General features: G+C 45.9%; 21 protein-coding genes. 6 read left to right on the top strand and 15 right to left on the bottom strand.

Going from position 1 to position 24,260, the window contains the following annotated elements:
• The first annotated feature begins 20 nt into the window (after positions 1–20).
• Together NIES2104_RS30175 and NIES2104_RS30170 are read left to right on the top strand one after the other, a co-directional pair.
• Positions 21–1,598: a hypothetical protein gene (locus NIES2104_RS30175; RefSeq protein ID WP_059002688.1), complete on the top strand. Its 1,578-nt coding sequence runs from the start codon at positions 21–23 to the stop codon at positions 1,596–1,598.
• Between the two features lie 345 nt (positions 1,599–1,943).
• The gene (locus NIES2104_RS30170; protein WP_059002687.1) at positions 1,944–2,408 is read left to right on the top strand and encodes a nuclear transport factor 2 family protein; all 465 of its coding nucleotides are present in this window, start codon (positions 1,944–1,946) and stop codon (positions 2,406–2,408) included.
• 33 nt (positions 2,409–2,441) lie between these two features.
• Here the strand turns inward: NIES2104_RS30170 and NIES2104_RS30165 are convergent, their stop codons facing one another.
• The 4 genes from NIES2104_RS30165 to NIES2104_RS30150 form a co-directional block, all read right to left on the bottom strand.
• Positions 2,442–3,284 carry a cell wall metabolism sensor histidine kinase WalK gene (locus NIES2104_RS30165; protein WP_225895360.1) on the bottom strand — a complete coding sequence of 281 codons (843 nt, stop codon included), beginning with the start codon at positions 3,282–3,284 and terminating at the stop codon, positions 2,442–2,444.
• Between the two features lie 172 nt (positions 3,285–3,456).
• The gene (locus tag NIES2104_RS30160) at positions 3,457–4,194 is read right to left on the bottom strand and encodes a response regulator transcription factor (protein ID WP_072218294.1); all 738 of its coding nucleotides are present in this window, start codon (positions 4,192–4,194) and stop codon (positions 3,457–3,459) included.
• Between the two features lie 119 nt (positions 4,195–4,313).
• The gene (locus tag NIES2104_RS30155; protein WP_059002684.1) at positions 4,314–4,730 is read right to left on the bottom strand and encodes a hypothetical protein; all 417 of its coding nucleotides are present in this window, start codon (positions 4,728–4,730) and stop codon (positions 4,314–4,316) included.
• Positions 4,727–5,842: a ParM/StbA family protein gene (locus tag NIES2104_RS30150; RefSeq protein ID WP_059002683.1), complete on the bottom strand. Its 1,116-nt coding sequence runs from the start codon at positions 5,840–5,842 to the stop codon at positions 4,727–4,729. Before NIES2104_RS30150 ends, NIES2104_RS30155 begins: the two co-directional genes overlap by 4 nt.
• Positions 5,843–6,237: 395 nt before the next feature.
• On the opposite strand from NIES2104_RS30150, the gene NIES2104_RS30145 reads away from it, so the two are divergent.
• The 3 genes from NIES2104_RS30145 (at position 6,238) to NIES2104_RS30135 (ending at position 11,115) form a co-directional block, all read left to right on the top strand.
• On the top strand, positions 6,238–6,552 hold the full coding sequence (locus NIES2104_RS30145) for a hypothetical protein (RefSeq protein ID WP_059002682.1): 315 nt from the start codon (positions 6,238–6,240) through the stop codon (positions 6,550–6,552).
• A complete protein-coding gene (mobF, locus tag NIES2104_RS30140) occupies positions 6,546–9,755 on the top strand; it encodes a MobF family relaxase (RefSeq protein WP_059002681.1) in 3,210 nt (1,069 codons plus the stop codon). The genes NIES2104_RS30145 and mobF overlap by 7 nt, the downstream gene beginning before the upstream one ends.
• 136 nt (positions 9,756–9,891) lie before the next feature.
• On the top strand, positions 9,892–11,115 hold the full coding sequence (locus NIES2104_RS30135; protein ID WP_059002680.1) for a hypothetical protein: 1,224 nt from the start codon (positions 9,892–9,894) through the stop codon (positions 11,113–11,115).
• Between the two features lies 1 nt (position 11,116).
• On the opposite strand, the gene NIES2104_RS30130 is transcribed toward NIES2104_RS30135, so the two are convergent.
• Complete coding sequence (locus NIES2104_RS30130) at positions 11,117–11,872, bottom strand: Uma2 family endonuclease (RefSeq protein ID WP_059002679.1); 756 nt, start codon at positions 11,870–11,872, stop codon at positions 11,117–11,119.
• Positions 11,873–12,011: 139 nt separating this feature from the next.
• Between NIES2104_RS30130 and NIES2104_RS30125 the strand changes: the two genes are divergently transcribed.
• Positions 12,012–13,988 (top strand): P-loop NTPase fold protein, encoded by a 1,977-nt coding sequence (locus NIES2104_RS30125; protein ID WP_059002678.1) that lies wholly within the window; start codon positions 12,012–12,014, stop codon positions 13,986–13,988.
• A gap of 339 nt (positions 13,989–14,327) precedes the next feature.
• Here NIES2104_RS30125 and NIES2104_RS30120 read toward each other — a convergent pair whose 3' ends face one another.
• The 10 genes from NIES2104_RS30120 to NIES2104_RS30075 form a co-directional block, all read right to left on the bottom strand.
• Positions 14,328–17,582 (bottom strand): type I restriction endonuclease subunit R, encoded by a 3,255-nt coding sequence (locus NIES2104_RS30120; RefSeq protein ID WP_059002677.1) that lies wholly within the window; start codon positions 17,580–17,582, stop codon positions 14,328–14,330.
• Positions 17,583–17,654: 72 nt separating this feature from the next.
• Positions 17,655–17,981, bottom strand: a complete 327-nt coding sequence (locus NIES2104_RS30115; RefSeq protein ID WP_059002676.1) for a XisI protein — start codon at positions 17,979–17,981, stop codon at positions 17,655–17,657.
• A 42-nt stretch (positions 17,982–18,023) separates the two neighbouring features.
• On the bottom strand, positions 18,024–18,377 hold the full coding sequence (locus NIES2104_RS30110; protein WP_059002675.1) for a XisI protein: 354 nt from the start codon (positions 18,375–18,377) through the stop codon (positions 18,024–18,026).
• The gene (locus NIES2104_RS30105) at positions 18,365–18,781 is read right to left on the bottom strand and encodes a XisH family protein (RefSeq protein ID WP_059002674.1); all 417 of its coding nucleotides are present in this window, start codon (positions 18,779–18,781) and stop codon (positions 18,365–18,367) included. The genes NIES2104_RS30110 and NIES2104_RS30105 overlap by 13 nt, the downstream gene beginning before the upstream one ends.
• 24 nt (positions 18,782–18,805) lie before the next feature.
• Positions 18,806–20,083: a restriction endonuclease subunit S gene (locus tag NIES2104_RS30100; RefSeq protein ID WP_059002673.1), complete on the bottom strand. Its 1,278-nt coding sequence runs from the start codon at positions 20,081–20,083 to the stop codon at positions 18,806–18,808.
• Between the two features lie 90 nt (positions 20,084–20,173).
• Positions 20,174–20,557 carry a type II toxin-antitoxin system VapC family toxin gene (locus tag NIES2104_RS30095; RefSeq protein WP_059002672.1) on the bottom strand — a complete coding sequence of 128 codons (384 nt, stop codon included), beginning with the start codon at positions 20,555–20,557 and terminating at the stop codon, positions 20,174–20,176.
• On the bottom strand, positions 20,550–20,795 hold the full coding sequence (locus NIES2104_RS30090) for a hypothetical protein (RefSeq protein WP_202815257.1): 246 nt from the start codon (positions 20,793–20,795) through the stop codon (positions 20,550–20,552). The genes NIES2104_RS30095 and NIES2104_RS30090 overlap by 8 nt, the downstream gene beginning before the upstream one ends.
• Positions 20,792–22,906, bottom strand: a complete 2,115-nt coding sequence (locus NIES2104_RS30085; RefSeq protein ID WP_059002670.1) for a class I SAM-dependent DNA methyltransferase — start codon at positions 22,904–22,906, stop codon at positions 20,792–20,794. The genes NIES2104_RS30090 and NIES2104_RS30085 overlap by 4 nt, the downstream gene beginning before the upstream one ends.
• 159 nt (positions 22,907–23,065) lie before the next feature.
• Entirely contained in the window at positions 23,066–23,389 is a 324-nt protein-coding gene (locus NIES2104_RS30080) for a hypothetical protein (RefSeq protein WP_059002669.1), read from the bottom strand.
• A complete protein-coding gene (locus tag NIES2104_RS30075; protein WP_263971089.1) occupies positions 23,386–24,093 on the bottom strand; it encodes an AAA family ATPase in 708 nt (235 codons plus the stop codon). The genes NIES2104_RS30080 and NIES2104_RS30075 overlap by 4 nt, the downstream gene beginning before the upstream one ends.
• Positions 24,094–24,260: the final 167 nt, after the last annotated feature.

Below are 24,260 nucleotides of genomic sequence, written 5' to 3'. Positions count from 1 at the left end.
CAAGATGAGAGGGTACATCAATGCTAAGCCGATATGGTGAGACTGAAGGACGCTTCAGCGCAGACGAAATTGAAGATAAGATTGACGACTTTGAAGAGCTTGCAGCTTCGCGAGTGAACAACGCACCCACTGGGCGATTTCTCTTAGCAGTTGGCATTTTTGGCGCATTAGTCATTCCCTGTGGATTGCCAGCAGCAGGCGCGATCGCACTTCCAATTCTTGTCAATGCAATTAAAAGCGCTACTAAAAATGGTCAGCAAGCCGAGTACATCGCACGGACTGGCAACTTCTGCCATTTGCTGAATCATCGAGAGATTGCCCAACTTATCCGGTTCACAGGACGAAAGTTCATCGTAGATCAATGCGTTGCGGCGCATATCGACGGAATGCGATTAACTGGAGCCGCGATCGAACTCGTGGAAATGGTCGAGGGGCGGTTAACGCCATCGACGTTCGCTGAAGTCAAAAAAGCTTACGCGACAAACTTACAGAATCAATCTGAGCAACGTGCAGAACCTGCGATAGCGAACGATTCAGAGCAAAACACTGTGGATGTTCCAGCGATCGCAGTGCAAGCACCTGATGCAATTCCCCAAAATTCAACTCCATCAAATGAAATGACCAATCCATTACCATCTTTCAGTCCGATCAATTACCTCGTTGGGGATCGTTTACGAACATCACTAATTATTTCTGTGTCCGGTGGTGGTAAAGATATCCTGCTCTCGAACGCGCTGCGATCGTTCTTGTCCATTTACCCAAAGTTCACCGTGATCGTCATGGACTGCAAGAACGACCCGAAAGAAACGGGCTACTATGCTGAACTCGATCGGGTCACGTTCTATCGATTGAATTTGGCAATTTCCAGTGACTCGACGATCTCAGCTTGGATTGATGCGATTCTCGATGACTTTAATGGTCGTCCTGAATGCTGTTTACTTATTTGCAATGAAGGCACATTAATTCGTGAGAAGTCGAAGCGATACGCGGATGTCGTAAAGAGCTTGGTTTCTTCTGGAGATTCACGGCAAAAGTACTGCTGGGAAGCGGGGCAATCTGCCCACAACGATGATTTGAAGACGAACGGGGCATCGCGATCTCGATTTCGTCCTTTGATGATTGGGATGCTGGGCGAAGAGATGCAGATCGAAGCGGTGTTGCAGGCGAAGTGGTTTGCGGATTCTGCTCGTGATCTCAGTGCAATTACTTCAGAGATGCGGCGTTCTCCAGTACGACGGGCTTGGTGCGATGGAATGCGGTGGTATCCGATGCCCGAACTGCCAAATCATTCGGGATACGATCGCGATGCTCGTACATTTGTTGTTGATTGTGAACCGAAAAATGATTGTCGAGTAGCCGAAATAAAGTCGTCTGAAGACACAAAACAATCGGCTCAATCTGACGCAAAGGCAAATACAAAAAAGCCTGAATTATCTCGAAAAGAAATCATGTTAGTTGCGGCTGAATTAGCAGAGTGGCTCGATCAAACAGGTATTGCCGATGCCTCAAATGTTTACGAGAAATGGCAGAGCCGTAAGCATGGTTTTTCTCGTCCTGAAATTCGCTATTTGCTAACTTTAATTGATTCTGACTTGTAGCACTTACCCATTTACCCAAGTGGCTCAAGTGACTTTACCCAGGGTGGGTATAAGGCGGGCAGACCGGGTAAGCGGGTAAGTGGGTAGATGAGTAGCAGACGCTAATTAAAATTCAGCATTCTGACAATTATTGATTCAACTGTTACTCATACCACTAGAAGACAGCTAATAAAATGTATCTGAGAAATCAGTTTTTATGCAATCAACCAATTTGAAATCTAGCTCAAAGACTAACGATAGAAAACTGTTTTCATATTAAAAAATAATCAATAGGTTGCGTTTGTATTCGGCTTTAGTGATCGCTGTGTTAGTACTGTTCTTTACTGTTTACTAGGGTCAGTAATTATGCGTTCTTCTCATTTGATTTTGGTAACAGCAGGACTTTGTGCTACGTTAATTGGAGTCAGTACTGCCTTGATTCATTTCAATCAAGAATCTGCTCGCGATCAAACTTCAGAATTGTCTCCCTCTCCGGCTCCACTACCCTCAATTGCGTCCACTGCTCGACCGTCGATCGAGGACTTTGTGAGTCGATATTTTGAAGCCTTGGATGAACATGATTTTGATACGGCTTATGCTTTTCTATCGCCAGCTTGGGGCATTGAGCGTGGGAAGTTTCAGCGCTACTGGGAGCAATTTAAAGCAGGCTCAATTCAAGCTGAGATTTTGAACATCTCTCAGTCCTCTGCTCAATCTGTGATCGTCGTGTTGCGCTGGAGCGGTAACAATGCTGGAAAAACGGTGAAAGTGAGGCTCCGGTGTTCACTCCGTACAACTCCAACCAGTTATCGCATCGATCGGTGTAAGTAAACATCCTTTATTTAGGGTGTAGCCTTTTCAAATCTACGCCAAAGGAATAGAAAAGCGAAACGTACTTCCTTTGCCAAGTTCACTCTCTACGTCAATTTGTCCGCCCTGCAATCTAACTAATTGTTGAACAAGCGAGAGTCCGATTCCACGACCTTCAGGAGCAAGATGACGAGCGCGATTTGATCGCCAAAAAGCATCAAATACGTGATTTATCTCATCTGGTGCAATACCAATTCCATCATCCGCAACCGCAATCCATAAGTAATTAGCGTTTGTCCAAGCTCGAACGCTGATTGTTCCTCCTGGCGCATAGCGAATTGCGTTGCTAATCAAATTTGTCAAAATTTGCCCTACTCGATCTGGGTCAGCAAATGCGTTGGGTAGGTTCGCTGGACAGTCTAATCGAATTTGGCAGGATGACTTAAGTGGATTGAACGTGAGTTCTTCTTGAACGTTTTGCAACAGCGATCTCATAGAAAACGATCGACGATTGATTGACAGTTGACCGAGTTCTCCCTTTGACAGTGTTGATAAATCCTTTGTCAATCGAGTCAATTTTGCTGTCTGCTGAAGCAGTTTGTCGTAAAGTTCTGGGGTTGGTTCGCGCTCGTTTTGCTGGAGCATCTCTAGATCGCCTGTTAACACAGTGAGTGGCGTATAAATTTCGTGTGTTAAAGCACCGATCAATTCATAACGGCGGTTCCCTGCTAATTCCAATCTCTCTGTAAGCGAATCAAATGCTAATGCCAATCGCCTTAGTTCGGGAACTGGTCCTGCTTCGATCTCTGAACTTTTTCCCTCCCTATCGAACCTTTCTATTGCTTTTTCTAAGGATTTCACTGGTTGTACAATCAGGCTTCCTGTTGAGAGACTCATTAGCGCCACACTCAGTAGCACACCGATGACAGCTTCCACCGCAGTCCAAATACCGTCTGTGTAAAGCCGACCGAGGATAAGCCCTGGTAGCAAACCTAGAGCCATCGCTAGCACATGAGAGATCAAAAGCTGAGCTTGTAAATCAGTCTTGCGTCGCAGCTTGTTAAGGTAGCTAGATTTTTTCATCTCTGAATTTATACCCTTCATTGGCAACGTTTTTGATGAATGGGTGTTTTTCGCCTATGCCTCCAGATTCGCGTAGGCTTGTACGAAGCTTACTGACGCAAGAGTGAATTGCTTGCCGTTTGTCATCGCCATCTGCATCTCTCCAGAAGTGAGCAATCAAAGTCTCGAATTCCCAAGTTCGACCAGGATGTTTTGCCATGAGTGCCAGTAACTTGACTTGTCGATCGCTCAGGTTTGTGACCCTCTTCCAGGGATTGGAGAAGGATGATCGCACAAATACCTCACCTCTTTCTTGATCAATACGCAGTCGAGCAGAACAAATTAGTTTTTGTGACAGTGCTGTTTCACTAAGCCGTACATCACGCCTCAACAGCGCATAGATTCGCGATTTTAGTTCTTTTGGACTAAATGGTTTTCTTAAATAATCGTCGGCTCCCATCGATACTCCAATTTCAAGGTCGTCGTCTTCCACACGAGCAGTAAGCATCAGAATGAATGGATTATATGGGGTTTGATTTTGTCGAATATTTTCACAAACTTTCAATCCATCAATGTCGGGCAGTCCAAGATCGAGAATGATTAAATTTGGTTCCATTTGCTGGCATAACTTCAGTCCAGACTCTCCACAGTTCGCAATTTGGTAAGTGTGACCCGCATTCTGGACGCAGGCTCGGATCGTATCAGCGATAGCAACGTCGTCCTCAATGATGAGTATGTTTGCCATTCGTCTTGTCTCCCTAGAAATCTGTACAGTGGTCAAAGCGAGGGAATTTTCTTATAGTAGTAAATCTGTTTTAAAGCAGCAGTATAAATCCTGCACTTTCTTCCTATTTGCGTGTGAGTTTAAAATTCGTCTAACTCCAGTTCTTCGCAGTTGAGTTGTTGAATTAGCTCTGAAAAAGTTCCTGAAGATCTAGATAATGTACTTGCTGGTTGAGAACGAGGCAATTCAGAACTTCCAGCAGACGAATTTGCTGTCAAAGGCAAAAAAGTAATTGGTGCTTCATCTTCTAGAAAGCGCTGATGAATTTGAAGCATCCGAAAATGCAATTCTTCTAGCAGAGTTTTTGCGAGAAATTTGAGGTTATCTTTGTCATAACAATTTTCCAGTGCCCAGAGCAAATAGAACGCTTTTAGTGCTCGTAGAATTGCTTCTCTTGAGGTGATCGCTGGATCATGCTTCAAATACTTAATCAGATAGCCTTCGATCGAGTCTACTTCTGCATCTAATCGCAGAGTAATTCGTTCTCGTTTGCTCATGAAACTCTCCCCACCGCTTTCTTAGCTGAATGAGCGCTCCGAACCGCTAACCACTTTGCGCCACCATAGCAGTCCCCAAACCTTATCTGGTCTGCTTCTAACTGAATATCTTTGAAAACTCTGGTAATTTCATGCGTCAGCGCTGGCAACCAATTCACCGTTGCTCCCGGTAGCGTTTCCAGGTAGTTTGCCAGATGCGGACGTAACAACGTCAATGCAGTTCCACCTCCAATCAACACTTCATATCGAGGAAAATTGAGCGCTGCGAATTTGTCGCTTAAATGATGTCGAATCTGCTCCCAATAGAAATCTTCCGATTTTTGTCGTCGCTCTTTGAGTGAGAAGACTTTACCAGGCTGATCTGGAAATGCGACTGTATCTGCGTTTCGTAGAAGTGCATCGTAGAGAAATGGATTTTCTGGCTTGCACATTCCTCGCGCGATCGACTGAAGGAATTCTAGATAACCAAACTTGACTGAGCCGCTTGGCTCTCCAGTTGGAGGTTTGCCTTCTCGAAACAGCAAAAACGTTAGGTCTCTGTATCCAATCATGACAACTACATAGGTTTGATCGGCTGGCTCATTGTTCTGAGCAGCCTGCATTTTGCGCCACTGAACTAATCCTGCGCCTTCTGGTAGCACCTTCATCGTCTGAATCTCTAAGGTGATCTGTTGTCCTCGATAGACGAACGATTTAGTTTTAGAAAGAATTTCTATCAGCGCGGCTTGGTCACACAGATATTCATCAAAGGGTAGCGCTACGCCAACGTCGATCGCTAAATGAGTCGTTTTGAAGCGGTATGCCATTTCTCCGATCGCTCCCAAAATCCGTAGGTTCGCTAAAGCACTTTTTCGTAGCATGGCAGTCGTTTTGTTTGGTCGTCCTTCTGCGTCCGAGGCGAGCGCGTAAGCCGATTCGCCAAGCTGAAGATATGCACCGGACTCCAAACCGCCTCCATATTGGTCGCCTTGATCACGAAGAATTTGCAGTTCAGAAGGTGTCAAATCTGCCACTTTGGGCGGACACAGATAGCTATGGCAGATGCTTCTATCGATAAATCCTGCCTTTGTTCCTGATAAACCTAAATCAACGAAAATCTGATAATTGCTCATAGGTGTTGGCTTGTGTGTGGTTGGCGTGCATTGGCGGCGTTGGGCACTCACAATTACGAGTCTTGCTGCAAGGCAAAGGTTCTGGGAGTAAAAGGGCGTGTTTTGGCACCGCACACAATCAGCATAGAAGAGGGATCTGTCAGCGGTCTGGCAACAGTTTTCTGACAGATCGCCCTAGTAATTTGGCAAATAGGTGCTACGCCCTCTGGGGCTACGCAGTTCACACCCAACGCCCAGGCAGGGAGCCTAGAGAAAGACGATCGACATGATGCTGCCATTGTCATCCGACACGCTCAAACCCTTACAGCATCAGCTTTCCGCTCTATCGATTTACATAACTTTCTACCTGTTGACCATTCAGACAAGTAACCCGACACTAAATTGCTAAAAACCTTATGGCTAACTCATTTCATGTTTCCTTACCGACTGCGGAGGCTCGACTAATCGAAGAGGCAGCCCGTTACGCTGGAACAACAGTACCTCAAGTGATCCGAACACGATTACGCGAGTGGGAAGACCTCCGCCAATTCCAGATTGCGATCGCGCACTTGGAAAACCAACTAGATGCAATGCACTTTCTTCTAGAGCTGATTGCGATAGACGCAGCTTCGGAGAAAGACAAGCTAGAGCGGCAGGCAATGATCGATCGCATTAATCAGCGTCTTGCCCAAACAATTCACTCTCGCAAATCTATCTCAAACCCATGCTGAGCCTGAGCAATGTCAGCCCCGAAATGGGCACAAGTTATTACGCTGGCGAGGGCTATTACACTAATGGCGAAAGTCAGCAGCGATCGCGATGGTTTGGAAAACTTGCTGCAACGTTGGATTTGAAAGGAGCGATCGATCCGAAGGTTTTTGATCGTCTGCTACATGGCTGTGCCCCATCAGGCGAAATATTGGTAGATAAAAGTAGATTGCACAAGCAACAGGAAAATGCGAAAGCAACTGGGCAGTTTGTCCCCGTCGAGCGTGGGGCGATCGACTGTACGACTAGCGCCCCAAAAAGCGTGTCGATGCAAGCTTTAGTGTTCGGTGACTCTCGATTAGAGGAAGCTCACCGCCGCGCCAACGATCGCACCATGCAAGTTCTGGAGAATCGTTGTGCCATAACACGATTAAGGAAATCTGGGGAGCGAATGGCGATCGTGACCGGAAAGCTTTTAATTGCACAGTTTGACCACGATGCCAGCCGACTGCTAGATCCAAGCCTTCATACTCACAATCTTCCGCTCAACTTGCAGGAATTAGCAGACGGACGGTGGCAGAGCTTAGAAAACGAACCTATCTTTGCAAACAAAATGTTGATGGGTCGAATCTACCGAAATGAACTGGCGCGAGAAGTTCAAGCGTTAGGCTATGAAATTGAAATCACTGACCAGACTCACGGGTTCTGGGAACTCAAAGGCTATGACTTGCTAAAACTGGAGCAGTTTAGTAAACGCGCTCAACAAATCAAGCAAGCAGCAGGTCCTAATGCCAGTAGTAGAGACAAGGAGTGGATTGCTACTCATTCCAATCGAGCGAAGAAGCAGGAGATTCCCCGCGAAGAGCTAGTTCGCCGTTGGCAGGAAGAAGCGATCGCTGTCGGAATTACTCCGGTACAACCAAAAGAATCGGCTGTTATTCAATCTGTGGCTACTGAAGCAGAAACAAAAATAGCAGTTTGCTGTGGTATTGCTCACTGTGCTGAACGCGAATCTGCTTTTCGACAGGAGGATATCGAGAAGTTTGTGCTATCAGAGATTGGTAAATATGGCTTTGATGAAATCGAAGCAGCGATCGCCGCAAACTCAAACTTGATTGAGGTTGATTCAAAGAAAAACCAGGCTAGTAAACGGTTCACAACGCAGTCAGCGATCGATCGGGAAAACCACACGATCGAGTTAATGCGGCAGGGACAAGGACGAGTCAGCGCGATCGCACTTCTCGAAGAAGTTGATCAATTTTTAGCTGGAAAGTCTTTGACGACCGGGCAATATCAAGCCGCTGTTCAAGCCCTTACAACAACAGACCAGATCATGGCGTTTCAAGGCAAAGCAGGAGTTGGTAAGTCTTATACGGTGAAAGCAATTAATGAGTTCGCGCAGTCATACGGCTTTGAAATTCGAGGGTTTGCTCCCAGCGCTGAGGCAGCTAAAGTGCTGGGTGAGGAAGCAGGGATTGAAAGCCGGACTGTTGCAAGTCTTCTTAATTCCAAGTCAGAGCCTTCTGAGAGAATAGCTGAATCTTCCCAAATCTGGATTATCGATGAGGCAGGTCTTCTCTCTGCTAGAGATGCAGAAAGCCTCCTAGAAAAAGCTGCTGTAGAAAATGCTCGTCTGATCCTAATCGGTGATACCCGTCAATTATCGGCGGTGGAAGCAGGAAATCCCTTCAAATCACTTCAGCGTTATGAAATGCCGACGGTTCATTTAGAAGAATCGCTTAGGCAAAAAGTCGTTGACTTAAAGCGAGCTGTCGATTTGATTTCGGAGGGACAAATTCAGCAGGGAATTGATCAGCTCGATCAAGCAGGGCGCATTCAGGTTATTCCCGATCGTTCTGAGAAAATTGCCCGCATTACTCAGGATTATGTCGGACTATCACCAGATCTACGTCAGCGCACCTTATTGTTGGCGGGTACGAACGAAGAACGACAGGCACTTACAGAAAGCTTGCGTGAGCAACTAAAAGCTGAAGGAACTTTGGGCAAAACCGCTTCGGTGAACCAACTCAAGCCGAGAGATTTGACGCAAATACAGATGAACTTCGCACGAAGTTATTCGATTGGCGATAAGTTGATGCCGCTCAATGACTATCAACGGCTGGGACTGAGAAAGGGCAGCCTCTACACGATCGTCGCCCAAGACGCAGAGATGCTCACGCTCGAGAGCAGCGATGGAACTCGGCGCAGCGTTGATCCTTACCGAATTAAGAAGAAAGCCGTTTTTGAAGAGCGGACGATCGAGGTTGCTGAAGGCGATCGCTTGCGATGGTCGAAGAATGACCACGACAAAAATCGACGGAACGGACAGGAGTTTCTCATTACAAGCATTTCAGGTTGTATTGCTCAAGTGCAAAACCGAGACGGCACTATCGATCGTTTCGATCTCAATGAGCCTCAACATCTCGATCACGCTCTCGTTGCTACAACCTACAGCAGTCAAGGTAAGTCGGCTGATCGCGTATTTGTTTCTACATCAAAAGACCGATCGCTCAACCGAGAAAGTTTCTACGTTGCGGTCAGTCGCGCTAAGTACGACCTTCAAATTTATGCCAGCGATCGCAGATATCTCGACGAAAACGCTCAAGAGTCCAGAGCTAAAGAAAATCCACTTGAACTACTCCAAGGAGAGAGTCCCAATGAATTTGTTTCAAGATCTACGCCAGCAGCGACAAGCAGCGCCATCGACGCTACGCCCGCCCACTCTGCTGGAGCCGCCGTCTGGGTCAGTCCCCAGCCAACCGCAGCCCAAATCCAAGAATCAGCCAACTTCCACCTCTACCAACGGTTCGCAAACCTTAAGAAATCCAAATCCAGTGTCAAGAGATTCAGTTTCTCAAGCTATGAAAGCAGCGGCAGCGCCAGCGACGGCTGGACAACTGAACGAGCTGATTATGTTGCTGAAACCTCTACCCAGCACACTGCTTGCTCTCAAACAGGGACAGAGCGAGATTGCGGTCTTGATCAGCGAGAACCATCGGGAATTGGAGTCGATCTCAACACATTGCAACAACTCCGATCAGAGTTTGCAGAACTTAAACAAGTCCTGGTTGGTCACCACTCAAACGGGCGAGACGTTCACAGTTCCTCAAATTCTCATCCAGATACTGCGAGTATCCAACAGCCTCTCGACCGATCTGAGCCAAGTGAAGAAAAATCAGAACAAGAGTCCGAAGAGCGAAAAAACGATCAAGAGCTTTCTCTTTAAAGAGGGCAGAATTGCAATCGCGACCAGCCTATTAACTTGGCTTCTAATTAAGTTCGGTCCCATCGGAATGAATCACATCAACGCCCGCGTCAATGATGCCCTAATTAAAATTGAGCGACTCAAATAGGAGGTAGTTATGAACACAGCAGACGATCGACAATTTCAGCAAGAGCAGATTAGCCGAGCCGAGGAGATTCGTTCGATTCTAGAACGCACCTTTGCAGTTGCTCAAGCAAAGGGAGATGTGAAGATTGACGAGGTTGGAGATTGGCGGTATGACGGCGAGAATCACTCTCTTGTTTATGACTCTCAAAATCGAGCATTTTGGATTGAATCAGCAGAGAGACAATTGAATGTTCATTGGGATGAACAGAAATATAATTCTGATTTGAGCGACATTATTACTGATGAACAGCTTCTGGAGTGCCGAGAGTTAGAACGTTGGCTCGATCAACAGAAAGTGCCCCAGAACATCGATCTTAGTAGTATTCAAATCACCACAGCGATGACAGAAATTTCACAAGCGATAACGGCAAGCTTTTCTACTGCCGAGCGTTTATTTGAGTTCTATGCGGAGCAAGGTGCTTCTGCTTATCGCTCCTCCGAAGAAAGTACCGAGCAGTGTTACCGATTTGCAGTAGATGACGCAATCTACATTGTGAGTCGAGACGATACGACTGGAGAATACGGTATCCAACGTGAAAATGCTGTTCTAACCTTTACCACTGAGGACGAGCAGACGTGGGGTGAAATCAGCTACTGGCTTGGAGTACAAGAAATGGCTGCCCAAACAACTTTTACCGAAGATTCTCCTGACGAGACCTATTGGGATCAGCAGCAGCGACGGGCAAATGAAGTTCTTCTGATCGCAGAACGAGCGCTCACGCATCAAGAAGAGATCGGACTTGTTCACTACGTCGCGAATCTCGAAAGCTATGTAGTGCAAGATGTTGGGCAGTACACTATTGGCTATCGCTCCAAGGATGATGAACTCTGGATTGCCAATCATAATGGTGAAGTGCTTATGACTTCTACTGATCGTTCTGCTAGCTACGATGAAATTACTCAATCTTGGCTGATAGATGGGTTAGGCAAATCGGGCTACTTGTCTGATCGAGATGTCCTCGAATTTCAATCGCTCGATCACTGGCTCAACGCTAAGGAGTGGACAGCAGGGCAAGAACTTGATCGGTCGTTAGTCCAAAACTTGGCTGCCGCCAATCAGGTAGAACGAAGAATTGCTCAAGAATTGCTTCCTGATGTGCAGGGATCAAACCAGCGACAAATCGAATCTTCTCGGCAAACGCCAACCCCCACTGATAATCGAATTCAGAAGAATGACTTGCAGATTGAGATGTAGCTCAAATTTCGTCTGGGTTAATTCCCATCGACCGCAGGCGTTCGGCGAGGCGATCTGCCCGTTCTGCTCCGGTTGGAATCACTCGTCCTTCGCGATCGCACCAGCGCAACCACAGCCGCGTGACTTCTTCCTCAAACTGCCCTGACCAAAGCGTGAGTCCCAATCCCACTTCCTCTAACCAAACCGATTGCCCAGCTTCATTGATTCCTGCTTGAGGAGTCAACTCGGTGTAGCGACCTGCCACATTCAACCAAACCCGCAGCAGCGCTCCGTTCATTTCGTCCTGACCCTGAATTTGTTTCAGTGGGTCGAATACAACATAGTAAGGAATGCGGATTTCAGCGTACAGATTTTTCTTGATTGTCGTCTTCCCCTTTTGCTGGGACTCTCGGCTCAGAATGAGTTCATCACCTTCCGCATTGGAGACAATCTCAACACAAACCTCTGGTTGTTTGCCAAATTCCCAGACAAAATAAGAACGATTCTGTTTTTTAGAGAAGTCGTCCGCGCACTGAACCTTCAAGCTCAACATCATGTCGGGTACGACTGGATCACCCTTGAGTTTGTAAAAGAGTCCAACATTGGCAGCCGCTAGGAACGGTGACGGTAGCGCTTTAGAACTGTAGAGCGGCTCGACGAGAAGCCGTTGCTGCTTTTCAGATTGAAGATTGTCCACGGGCGTATCGTCCTCGATCGTCAAATGGCTGAGGTCTAGCTCAGTGACGATTTCTTCACTGTTGAGAAGTTGACCAGTCATGGGCAGTAACCAAGGCTCGATAACTCATTATCGCCGAATTCACAGTCAAGGTCGAATCGCGAATGACCCAGACTAAAAATTCTGCTTCTGACGTTTGCTATAGTTACGCCTAGCGCCATGAAACAGAATCGAAACAGAAATGAGTCAAGAGCAACAAACGATTAATGGGCACATAGAAGCATATCTAGACTATTACTGTAATTTATCCCATGCGCCTGGATTCGCAGTTCTTCTACAAGGTCCGTGGGGATCTGGAAAAACATGGTTTATCAATCAATACCGAGAGAAACTTAAAGAGAACGATCGCAAATGTCTGTATATCAGTCTTTACGGAATGACCAGTTTCTCTGAGATAGAAAATGCTTTCTTTCAGCAGTTACATCCTATGCTCTCCTCAAAAGGAATGGCGATAACAGGAAAAATTCTTAAGGGTCTACTAAAAGGTGCATTAAAGATTGATCTTAATAACGACAACAAAGATGACGGAACGTTGAATCTCCAGATTCCAGAAATTAATCTGCCAGAATATCTTAGAGATGCCGATGAAAGCATCTTAATCTTCGACGATTTGGAGCGCTGCAAGATTAACCTGATTAATCTGTTAGGGTATATCAATTTCTTTGTAGAACATCAAGACTTGAAAGTGCTCCTTATCGCCAACGAAGATGAACTGGTAAAAAATAGTAGATATGAGGTCGTCAATGAAGGTGAACTAGCGGAAGACAGTAAATATCAGGTTATCAAAGAGAAGTTGATAGGTAAAACTTTTGGTGTGTCCCTAGATTTTGAGGGTGCGCTTGAGAGCTTTGTTACTATGATAGATAATTCAAGAGCCAGAAAAATTTTATCTGATAATACTGATCTGATAAAATTTTTCTACGAGCAAGCTAGATACGAAAATCTAAGAAGCTTGAAGCAGATTGTTTTAGATTTTGAAAGAATTTTTAATGCTTTGCCAGAAAAAGCAAAAGAGAAAATGGAGTTAGTACAGGATCTATTGAAGCTACTGATAGCTTTTTCAATAGAGATTAAGCGTGGAAAGATGCTTCCGAAAAATATCGGCAAATTACGAGAAGCGTATTCAGCTAGTCTGGGTCGGCGAATTGCGAGTCAATCTCTTGGTGTCAGCCAAGTTGATAAACAAGAGCACACCCCGCTTCAAGAGGTACTTAACAGATATCCCTCGATCAACTTGCGCGACCCATTTCCAAGCGATTTATGGTGGCAAACATTTTTTGATAAGGGTGTCTTAGATACTGAGGAGTTAAATCAGTCAATATTAAACAGCAAATACTTCCAAAACGAAAATACCCCAAACTGGGTCAAGCTTTGGAATTTTACTGACCTTTCTGATGACGATTTTGAGAGTATTATTAGAAGCGTTGAACTAGACTTCTCTAATAGAAAGTACCTTGAGATTGGAGTAGTAAAGCATGTCTTTGGACTCTTTCTTATGTTTTCTGATGCTGGGCTTTACAGCAAAAGTAAGGGCGAAGTTCTTAAGGATGCTAAATGTTACATCGACTACCTAAAAGATAATAAGCAGTTTGCTATTGCTGCTCCTTCAGTAATTGATTCCATAACTGATGATAGTTATGGTAGCCTTGGCTTTCAAGGAAAAGACTTTGAGGAATTTCAAGAGTTATCCTCTTATATCAACGAAACGCGAAAATTAGCACAAGAGGAGGGCTTACCTGCTGCTGGTCAAGATTTGCTTACAATTATGCAGTGTGATTTTTGGAAATTCTCTAGAATGATCAGCATCAGTAGATATCAACATGAGGATGTTCTCATTCAGGAGTATCATGACCTTCCAATACTGAAATATGTAGACCCAATTGCATTCATAACTGCATTCCTACAAATGGATGCTGAAGACAAAAGGCGTATTCTTGCGTCGTTATGCGAACGGTATAAATTTGCGAACATTAGCCCAAAGCTAATTGAGGAATTAGAGTGGCTTAAGGCTGTTCGACATCTACTACAGTTAGAAGTCGAAAATAAGAGAGGGAAAGTCAGTGGATTTGTTTTATTATCATATAGTCAGCACTATCTAGATGGCGCTATCGGCAAACTCGAAAAAGATAAATCTCAATTAGAGGCAAAACAGCAGTAGACATTTGTGTTAACTTCCCAACTACTCGCTGCTGCTGAGAGACCCAGTTTCAATAAACAAAACTTGCAGAGGAGTTTGAGTATTTACTCAAGTAGTCACTCAATTACCTACTTAACCTGAGTTCTGAATAAGAAGAAGCAGATTGGCTGGCTTTCAGACATTTGCAGCCTGGTTCAAAAGTCCGATTTTGGAAAAGGATAGTTTTATCAGTCATTCCAAACGAACGTTTTCGGCTCATTATAAGCGTTTCCACGATTCCTTATTCTAAACTCAGATTACTTAAGAAAAAGTAACAAGATAGCTGAATGAAGATTTTGCAATTATTGCTTCTGAGTAACGTTAGACTGCCCATTTTTGCCCTTTGCTTGCTTGGCTATAAATGAGATCAAAAACACGATCGCACTTCTCCTTAAATAGAAGACGATCGTAAGTGCCAGGTAGATTATCGTCTAAAACTTCTTCAACCGTCGATTTCACTCGGCGCTGACTCTGATCGTCTTTATACCAGTCCTGCACTAAAACTTTGGGTTGATTTGCAATTAATCGGCTCAAAAGAGATTTTGCAGCTAGTCTGACTTTTTGAGTTTCATCGGCGGTCATTTTGTCTTTTTTGAGCAGGTCGAACAGTTCTAGCTCGTCTTCGGTTAAACCTTCCCGAACGTGGCGCTCGGTTTCTTGCTTGAGGTTCTCGGCAAAATCGACTAATGCCTCGTAGTAGTTCTCAGTCGAGGAGCCGCCCGCGTTGTAGCGATCAATGATGGCTTGCAATCGTTGGGCGAAGTCTGTCCGGGTCGTGTTCTGTTGAAGCATCTGATTCAGCTTGTCTTCGAGAAAGCTACGCAAATCAGCAATTTCAATGTTCTTGTAGAGTGCAGCTTGAAATTCTGTTTTGAGTTTGTCAAAGTTCATTTGGCTCAAGTCCCAAACTTTGCCTGCTTGAACGATTTTATATTCTGCCCCGTACTCTTTCTGCTTTAAGCCTTGGTTGTCTGCAACAACGCTCTCATCGAGCAGTTCTGCGATCTTGAGGCTCACTGAGTCGATGTTGGCGCGTCCGATAATGCTATCGATCACGCCTCGTAAGTATTGGAAAACGAAGACGATCGGGCGTGGTTCGCTTAAGATTTCGGGCTTACAGGCTTCGTAGAGCGAGGTGATGGTGTTTTCGTAGACCGCAAAAGCTTTGCGCCATTCGTCTTTTTGTAAGAGGGTATCGGCAAACTGATTGAACTGCTCTAGATTTCTAAACGTGTCTTGAATCGCCAGGATGCTTTCTAAATTGATGTTGTGTTGTTGGCAAAATGCCAGTCCTTGGGCGATCGCATCATCGAGCAGGGTAAACAGGTTTGCTTTCTTCTGAATCGGGGAATCAGTATCGTCATCGGTTAGATTTTCACCACCGCCTAGCGCATAAGCCGCGAGTGCCTGTTTCATGTTGCGAAAGACGTTGTAGTAATCAATGATTTCGCCGTTTGCTTTGGTGACGTGGTTGATTGAATGAGAACTGACGCGGTTGGCGCGAGCGATCGTTTGCATCAGAGTATGGTCTTTCATCGGCTTGTCGAGGTAAAGCGTAGACAGGCTGGGGACATCGAAGCCTGTTAACCACATGGAACAGACGAAGACTAATTGCAGCGGATGGTCAGCATCTTTGAACTGATACTCGATGTCGTGTCCCTCTTTATCGACGGAATTGAGGCGATCGCGGTGTGGCTTGATGTCGAGTCCTTGTTTGGCGAACTTGTCGGTTTCGGCTTCGCTATTTTCCTGGCTGATCACGACTGCCATATCGGTCTCTCGCATGAAGTCCAGAATCTTTTTGAGGCGGGCTTTTTCAATGTCGTTTGATGATCGTTTGATGCGTCCGACTAAGTTCTTGATTTCTGCTTTCCAGTGATGCTGTACCTTGTCGTACATTTTCACAGCGGTGAATTTATCGACGGAAACAATCATCCCTTTACCTAAGTAGCCTCGGCGGGGGAAGTGGTAAACGATGTCTTTGGCGATCGTATCTAAGCGATCGTCGCGTTTGATCACTTCGACTTCACGGGCAAATTTTCTTTCTAAACTTGCTTGCTGTGCGTCGTCGAGGTTCTCTTCTTCGAGGATTTGATAAAATTCCTCACTCAAATCTTCGTTCTGAATCAGCACTTCTGGAACGCGCTTTTGGTAGAACAGGGGCACCGTTGCGCCGTCATCCATTGATTGAGAAAAGTTGTATTCGCTGACGTAATCCCCAAACCAGGCGTTCGTCTTACGATCTTTGCCGAGTAGAGGAGTGCCTGTAAAAGCGAGATAGTTCGCGTTTGGCAAGCCTGTCCGCATATTTTCTGCTAGAGATTTGTACTGGGTACGGTGAGCTTCATCGACAATCACGATGATGTCATCACGATCGCTTAATTTCGGGTACGGTTTGCCCTTCTCATAACGGAATTTTTGAATCAGGGTAAAGACGATTCGCTTGTTCTGAGAAAGGAACTGTCGCATCTCTTTACTGTTGTTGGGTTGCGCCGCTTCGTCTTTCTTGACGGTTTCGGTGTTGAGGAAATTTCGATAGATTTGTCGATCGAGGTCTTCTCGATCAGTGATGACCACAAAAGTAAAGTTGCCTTTGAGTTTGCGGAAGATTTTACGGGCGTAGAAGATCATCGAAAAGCTTTTACCGGAACCCTGGGTATGCCAGAACACGCCGAGTTTTCCTTCTTTGGCTTTGCGATCTGTGAACGATTCGATTGCTCGATTTACACCAATGAACTGGTGGTTTTGAGCAATGATTTTTTGGGTTTCTTTGTGGAAGAGAATGAAGTTTTCGAGGTAGTCGAGGAGTTTCGGTAGGGCGCAAAGTCCGTCGATCGCACGTTCTAAACTGGTGCCGGATTCTTTAAGCTGGTCGCGATCGAGCTTTTCTTTTTCATCTTCGGGGCGGAGCCAGTGAAAAAAATATTCCCAGGCGGCGGTGAAGCTGCCGATTTTGGTTTCGATCGCGTTGGAGAGGATACAGAAAGCGTTGGTGTGGAAGAGTTGGGGGATGTCGCGCTTGTAGTTGGTGAGGTTGTCGTCGTAGGCGGATTGAAGCTTGATGTTGGAGTTTTTTAGTTCGATGAAGACGAGGGGCAAGCCGTTGATGTAGAGCAGGATATCGGGGCGGCGGTAGGTGCGATCTCCTTTGATCCACAGTTGGGAGACGGCAAGAAATTCATTGTTACCGTTGGGTCTGGGGTCGTTGAAATCGATGATGCGGACTTGACCGTTTTCGGTTCTACCTTGAGCGTTTTCGTATTCGATTTGAATGCCGTTTCGGATCAGTCCGTCGATTTCGCGGTTGGCTGCGATCGTAGAAAGGGTGGAGCGCTGATTAGTTAGAATTGCCAAGGCTTTGTCGATCGCGGTTTCGGGTAGTGCTGGGTTGAGGCGGAGAGCAGCGGCTTTGAGGCGATCGTGGAAGATGACATCGCGTTTGTCGGTGCGGTTGGAGCGATCGTTGAGATCATCAGCATTGACGGTGTAGCAGTTGAGCAACTGAAACCCGTAGGTTTGATTGAGCTTTCGTAGAATCGCTTGCTCGATGTCATCTTCAGAAATAAAGTTTGGCATGGGAAATGTGACCGCCTCCGCACAGGCTTAAACCGATGTCTCTAGTTTTACCAAGAACGGGAGCAATCAACACTATTGACGGTTGGCGGCGGCAATCATTTTTCGGATGCTGGGGGAGCGGAAGCCGAAAATAATGTCTTGGGGGGTGACTCCTTCGGCGATCAGTTCTCGATCGACGTAAATTTCGGTGTTATTTTGCTGTATCCAAATTTGACCGTCGATGATATCTAACTGGATGGCACAGCCATAGATGCGGTTGTGATTGCGCCATTCGTTGTGCATGACGAGATAGCGATCGCGCTCTTGATCGAAAATAAGTTGGGCGTTGGGATCGTATTGGGCAATAAAATCTGCTAAATAGTTCTGAATGATTTGGCGGTACTCGTTTACTCGATCCATTGCTCTAGTTCCTCGTGCGCTGTGGACAATTAACCGAGCAGATTAGGCGTGAGCAAACTCTGTTAGGGTTCGCTTGCTAGGGTGGTGGAAGCCTAAGACAATATCAGCCTGTGAAATGCCCGCCGCTAGTAAATCATCGACTACACATAGATTGGTTGCGTCTTCTTCGACCCAAATTTTGCCGTTTTTGATGCAGAGATACATGATGATGTGCTGTACTTGCTTTTTATCGTTCCAACCGAAGCGGAACCAGAGATATTGATCTCGGTCAGAGTCGAAAGCGAGTCGATCGCTGACTTCATCGCTGGTTGATAAATGAGTTTGAGCAATCGTCATTTCGTAGTATCGATTCAATGTTGTTTGAATGATGCGGCGATAGTGAGTTAGTTTATCCATTGCAGAATTTCCTCTTTTTCTACGTCTACAACGATTAGGAGCAGATGATTTTGCTGGGCGACAGCTTGCACTGATTTTCTTTGAAAGAATCCCTCATGAACTAGATTATCGATCGCTAAATAAAGGATATATTCTGGCTCAGTCAATTGGATAAGGTCGCGATAAACGATGTATTGCCCCAATGCGCCGTGAAAGTCGTACATCATCGATTTGCCGACAAAGCTTTTGATCTCAACGACGATTTTCTGCCCTTGACGTTCTGCGGCGATCGGCTTTTCGGCTGCTAAATCGGCGTAGAGTTCTGCGTCTTCGTATTTGATAATGTAAGGATCGGCTGTGATTGCCCAACCATCCTTGATTAAGGCATTTCTCACAGCATCGTGATAAAGGTCTTTTGCGGGCATTAGCTCAGGCGTTGAATGTCGCTTTCATTGTAGGTCGATCGTGCTGGGTGGAAATTGGATGTCGAGGTCTTCGACGGAGAGTTTGCCGGAGATTAGGCGGGTGAGAAGACGATCGCGAGTTTGCTTCAATTTCTCATTTCTTCTGATTAAAAAATCTTTCTGTTTGAGCATGGGAGCGCATAAAGCATGAAAAGTTGCCAATAGTTCTTTCACAGGAATGATAATTTCTGCCTTCTCAAAATCCTCTCTACTGGCTGCTGGATAAGCAGAGCCTTTTGCAACATTCGCTATTCGCTCAACAAAAGCGTTACTGGTTACTGCCTGATGCAGAAAAGAATAAGGTATGTTTTTCTTTGGACTAACAACAGCGAATCCCGTTGAGACAATGAGATTATCTGGTGGATTTAGTATCAAGCAATAAGCTCTGTTCGCTGGTCGCACTGTAGACCAAATTACATCACCATGCTTTACAATACGCCTTGCTCTTCCTGGCGCACTGTTGAAATCAATTTCTTCAACATGGTTAATTCGATTAGTTGTTACTGATGCTATATCCACATAATTTATTGTCTTAAATTCCTTGCTTTTCGTAATACTTTTTGCGTTAACTTGAGCGACTTCCTGTAATTGCTTAATTTGCCAACCTTCAGGAATGCCCTTGTGAAACGTGACCTGCTCATGCCCCGGAAAGCGCAGGCGGACGAACCATTCGCGGTAGATTTCCTCTGCCATTTTTTCGAGTAGGGCAATTCGTCGATCGTTATTCTCGATCGAATCATCATAGGCAGAAACGATCGCTACAATTTGCTGCTGCTGATTGACATTTGCAGGATAGCGAACTGGAACACTTCTTAAAATTTTGGTGTTGAGATTCGGCATAGTTGCGCCGATTGCTTGATTCTCTACCCATGCCATTACTTCAGGCAGCTTTAGATACAAGTGAAGAAATCTAGAATCAATAGGCGCGTCTCCTAAACTAATTCTTAAACATCCACTTCCACACAGCCAACCAATATTTTCTTGCCTTACTAATGCCTGTCTTCCAATGTCGCCTCTTCGTCCATAAATGATATCTCCTAGTGATAATTTATGTTTTGATAATCGCTCAACGTGGCTAATAGATACTCTTGCAATAGAAGACTCGTCAATTTTTCCATTAACAATGTCTTTGGGCATTACGAATGGGTAGCCCTCCGCTTGATAATCTGACTGGTGAAGTTGAGAGCCAAAAGGTCCGGTCTGAACTTTACCGTTACCAAGATCACAAAGCTCCCCAATAGTTTTTACGCTCCACTCGCTCATAAATTCTCCGCGATCGCACCCATATTAAAATCAATGATTCTTTATAACTATTGCGCTTTCCAATTCAGGTTTTTAGCTTATTTCCTAACATTATCGAATCACTCGAATTTCAATTTCGAGATTGAGACTAGCCCATTGGCGATCGGTAGTAATTATAGGCTGATTCAGATATAGACCTAATGCCAAACAAGCCCGATCTCCCAAAGACAACCCTAACGATCGAGTTAATGGTCTTAACATTCCGGCTCTAACAGCCTGAGTTTTCTCAAAGGAGATAATTTCGAGGCTTAGATTATCTAGAATTTGCGCGATCGCCTCCTCTGGCGTTCCCGCTTCTGCAAGTTTGGTCACTACCTTCGAGAAATTGACAGCACTGATTGAGGCTTGCTCAATGAATTGAGCCACTATCTCACCACCTGGTTCTTGATTCAACAGCGCTAAAACGGCTGAAGCATCCAACACAACTTCACTCATTCAGCCCTTCCGCTCTGCGTTCTTGAATCAATTCATCTGAAAGAGAGCGTCCCGCAGGCACATACTTTCGCAAAAGATCTTGAGCCGCCTGAATTGAGGATTGCCTTGCATCTTGAGCAGAGCAGTCATTTAAGACCAACACAATCTCATATTCACCAGTTGGCATACTAGCAGGCAACTGAATCGTCACCTTGCGATCCTCGTCAACGCTAACTCTGGCTTCGATCGTCTTCATCACGAATCCTCTCCTGCTAACTGTTTCACATTATGAGCAATAATTCCCTCTAGCTGATGCGCCTCCCGATTCAGCTTTTCTAGCTCCTGATTCATCTCCAAAATTTCCGTGATAAACTCTTCTTCCGTCTTGCCATCCTCCTCGATCACTACGCCCACATACCGCCCCGGATTCAGCGAATAGTCCTGCTCCTCCACCTCTTCCAGCGTTGCCAACTTACACAACCCCGTCACATTCTCATACTTCGCCTCCGGGAATCGCTCCTGAAGCCAGCCAACATGAGCAAAAAACGACTCCGCCGATTTCACCTCGGCATGAAGTTCTTCTAGCGTCGTTTTCAGCGCTTTAATTTGTCGATCAATTAAACTCCGCTTCTGAGTCCCCGCCTGCTTCGCCTTCTCTGCCAGCATTGCTTCATGCGATCGCACCGTCTTATCCAACTGCTTCAGCCCCGAATGCAACTCAACAAAAAACGGCTCAAACGCCCCACTAAGCTGATGCTGCGCCAAATTCCGCTCCTCGATCGTTTGGCTATCCTCATGATTCGAGGGCGGTGCAGGATAGCGATCGCGATAGTTCTGATACTGAGTTTTCAGCGCATCCAGACTTCTCCAAGAGTCCACAAATCCCAGCGCCGCTTCTTTCCCCTTCGTATCATCCGTCTCATCCTCCAGCACTGCTATCAACTGTTGCGAGACTGGCTCCACCTGCACCCGATTCTCGATCAGCTTCTCCATTCCCTGCTGAAAATAGCGATCGACCAAATGAATGAACCGATGCCGCTTTCCGCGATGCAAATGACTGATCACCGCCAAATTACTCACCTGCTCCGGTGAAAACTCTCGATGAGCGCGATCGATCTGAGTAAAAACATTCCGAGCATCAATGAATAGAATTCGATCGTCCGACTTACCCTTGTCAAAAAACCACAGCGTTGCTGGAAGTGTCACCGTATAAAACATATTCGAGGGCAGCGTCAGCATTCCATAAATCAAATTCTGTTTGATTAGCGTCTCCCGAATGTCCGCCTCCGAATGCCGCGCATCTGATGCCGAATTTGCCATGACCAGCGCCGCCCGTCCTTTCGGTTTCAGCGAGGTCGCAAACAAATTAATCCACAAATAGTTCGCATTCGGCACCGTCTCATTGCCTTGCTCTTTCTTCGTCGGCTTGCTCTTATTGCGCGGAATGCCGTAACTATTAAATCGCCGATCCGCCTCAACCCGACTCAGATTGACATCATCCACATTAAACGGCGGATTCGCCAGCACATAATCAAACTCACCAAAGCCATTAAATGGGTCTTCATAATAAGTATTCGCCTGCCGCACATCGCCCTTCAACCCACTCACAGCAATGTTCATCTTCGCCAGCTTCACCGTCTCCAGCGTTTTCTCCTGCCCATACACAAAAAAGTCATTCGGATCAGATCCATCCTCCCGATCGTGTTCTTGAATAAACCGCCGCGACTGCACAAACATTCCGCCCGACCCACAAGCCGGATCAAGCAATTTACCGCGCCGAGGTTCAACAATTTCGACCATCAGCCGCACCACCGTGTCCGGCGTGAAAAACTCTCCGCCCCCTTGCCCCTCAGCCAGTGCAAACTCAGCTAGAAAATACTGATAAATCTGCCCGAACATATCCCCAGTCGCATCAGCCGGAATGTTCGAGAAATTCTTCAATAGTCGATTCGGAATACTTTTGTCATTGCCCCGCACCAGCCGAAAATACTCATCCTGCGGCAACACCCCCTTCAGTTCTGGCTTATGCTCCTCGATCGCCATCATCGCCACCTTGAGCGCCTGTGCAATGTTCTCTTCTTCCGGCAGCGTCAGAAGATAGTCATATCGAGCATGATCCGGCAAATAGAATCCGCACTTCTCGATCGCAATTTCTGAGAGCAATTTCTCTCGTCGTCCCCCTTTCAGCTTTTCGTACTCCTGCTGAATCTCAGCCGCATACTGACGATACTTATTGTCAGCAAACTTGAGAAAAATCAATCCAAGCACGGGTGTCGCGTACTCGCTCGACTTCAAATCTGAGTTTGCCCGCAAATCATCAGCGCTTTTCCAAAGAGTGGCTTCTAGCTGTTTCAGGTCGTCTGGAGTCAAAAGTCTGTTCCGTAAACGAAAGGTCGGTTGCCGATTTAGAATGCTCCCACATTTTAAGCAAACTGGCGAATGTGGGAGCCTTTGAAGGCGCTCTCTAGAATTCGTGCAAGCCCTCAGCAGTCATAAATTTTTTACTCGCTCGATGACTTACTCAAATCATTACTCATTTGATTCATCAAGCGCCCACTCAAGTAATCGCCTTACCAGTTCTGTCTTAGGTTTCCGTAACTTTCGCGCCTTTTCAGCAAGTCGATCATTCAACGCTACCGGAATATCCACATTTAACCGAATCGTTGCCTCACGCTCCGGCGCTTCCAAATCTGCCCAAGGACTTGCTTTCTCAGAACTCTTTGCTTGAGTCAATTCTTTCGGAGGAACCGTAGGTGTCTCTGACTCTGGTTTCGCGGCTTCTGGGACAGTCTCTCCAAAAACAAACCGTTTCTCAAACGCATCATCCAACGTTTTACGCTTTCCTCCAGTCATGACACCATCTCCACAATTTCCCGAAATAACTTGTCGTATTCCCTAGCTGCTGCGGTTGAAGCTCTTCCCTTAGAAGAGAAAACGGTCACTCCCTGCCCAAAAGCATCCGCGATCGTCTGACTCTGGTGAACCACTGCCTTTAACGTTGGCAACCCAGATTTTCCCAAAAGTCGAACCGCCTCGTCTTTGAGCTTGGTTCCCTTCACTGCTCGCGCAATGAACATCGCCGCTTTCGGTAATCCCATCCGCACCGACTGAGCCTGCCGAATCAAATAAATTGTTTCCCCCGCCGAATCAAGATCTAATCCAGTCGGCTGACAAGGCACGATCGCTAAATCGACTCTTAATAAAATCGCTCGCGTCGCCTCGGTCAATCCAGCAGGTCCGTCAATAATTACGTAGTCATACTGCTCTGCCAATTTAGGAAGCTGATCTAACAACTCATTCGGAGCCGATAGAACTTCATAGGGAAATGCAGTTTCTAAGGAAGCAAGCCAACGAGAGCTAGATTTCTGCACATCAGCATCTACCAATAGAACTTTGTGCCCTGCCTTGTTCAGCCAGTAGCAAAGATGAGTACTAGAGGTTGACTTCGAGCAGCCGCCCTTCTGATTTACAAATGCGATCGCAGCCACATGATTTTCTGTGAAAGACGAGAAGATTGTAGAGGCTATGGTTAAATGCTGCAATGATTGTTTACTCACTCATTCACTTACTCAATTGAGTAAGTGAATGAATCATACAGCATGATTATTTCTCAAAACTCAATTTGACAAGCTCAATTAGAGAGGTTGATTTTGAGAAGAGTTCTGAGAACGAAATGAATGGATTTGCGAGATTAGTTTTAAACTGGCATTCTGATTCTCACAAA

Source organism: Leptolyngbya sp. NIES-2104 (assembly GCF_001485215.1).
In the GTDB taxonomy this organism is placed as follows: Bacteria; Cyanobacteriota; Cyanobacteriia; order Leptolyngbyales; family Leptolyngbyaceae; genus Leptolyngbya.
Note: the sequence above shows the minus strand (reverse complement) of the source record. Positions and strands in the feature narration are given on the sequence as shown.

Excerpts from the sequence above, each read along its gene's own strand:
- NIES2104_RS30175 (WP_059002688.1), top strand. The coding sequence starts at position 21 with ATGCTAAGCCGATATGGTGAGACTGAAGGACGCTTCAGCGCAGACGAA.
- NIES2104_RS30170 (WP_059002687.1), top strand. The coding sequence starts at position 1,944 with ATGCGTTCTTCTCATTTGATTTTGGTAACAGCAGGACTTTGTGCTACG.
- NIES2104_RS30165 (WP_225895360.1), bottom strand. The coding sequence starts at position 3,284 with ATGAGTCTCTCAACAGGAAGCCTGATTGTACAACCAGTGAAATCCTTA.
- NIES2104_RS30160 (WP_072218294.1), bottom strand. The coding sequence starts at position 4,194 with ATGGCAAACATACTCATCATTGAGGACGACGTTGCTATCGCTGATACG.
- NIES2104_RS30155 (WP_059002684.1), bottom strand. The coding sequence starts at position 4,730 with ATGAGCAAACGAGAACGAATTACTCTGCGATTAGATGCAGAAGTAGAC.
- NIES2104_RS30150 (WP_059002683.1), bottom strand. The coding sequence starts at position 5,842 with ATGAGCAATTATCAGATTTTCGTTGATTTAGGTTTATCAGGAACAAAG.
- NIES2104_RS30145 (WP_059002682.1), top strand. The coding sequence starts at position 6,238 with ATGGCTAACTCATTTCATGTTTCCTTACCGACTGCGGAGGCTCGACTA.
- mobF (WP_059002681.1), top strand. The coding sequence starts at position 6,546 with ATGCTGAGCCTGAGCAATGTCAGCCCCGAAATGGGCACAAGTTATTAC.
- NIES2104_RS30135 (WP_059002680.1), top strand. The coding sequence starts at position 9,892 with ATGAACACAGCAGACGATCGACAATTTCAGCAAGAGCAGATTAGCCGA.
- NIES2104_RS30130 (WP_059002679.1), bottom strand. The coding sequence starts at position 11,872 with ATGACTGGTCAACTTCTCAACAGTGAAGAAATCGTCACTGAGCTAGAC.
- NIES2104_RS30125 (WP_059002678.1), top strand. The coding sequence starts at position 12,012 with ATGAGTCAAGAGCAACAAACGATTAATGGGCACATAGAAGCATATCTA.
- NIES2104_RS30120 (WP_059002677.1), bottom strand. The coding sequence starts at position 17,582 with ATGCCAAACTTTATTTCTGAAGATGACATCGAGCAAGCGATTCTACGA.
- NIES2104_RS30115 (WP_059002676.1), bottom strand. The coding sequence starts at position 17,981 with ATGGATCGAGTAAACGAGTACCGCCAAATCATTCAGAACTATTTAGCA.
- NIES2104_RS30110 (WP_059002675.1), bottom strand. The coding sequence starts at position 18,377 with ATGGATAAACTAACTCACTATCGCCGCATCATTCAAACAACATTGAAT.
- NIES2104_RS30105 (WP_059002674.1), bottom strand. The coding sequence starts at position 18,781 with ATGCCCGCAAAAGACCTTTATCACGATGCTGTGAGAAATGCCTTAATC.
- NIES2104_RS30100 (WP_059002673.1), bottom strand. The coding sequence starts at position 20,083 with ATGAGCGAGTGGAGCGTAAAAACTATTGGGGAGCTTTGTGATCTTGGT.
- NIES2104_RS30095 (WP_059002672.1), bottom strand. The coding sequence starts at position 20,557 with ATGAGTGAAGTTGTGTTGGATGCTTCAGCCGTTTTAGCGCTGTTGAAT.
- NIES2104_RS30080 (WP_059002669.1), bottom strand. The coding sequence starts at position 23,389 with ATGACTGGAGGAAAGCGTAAAACGTTGGATGATGCGTTTGAGAAACGG.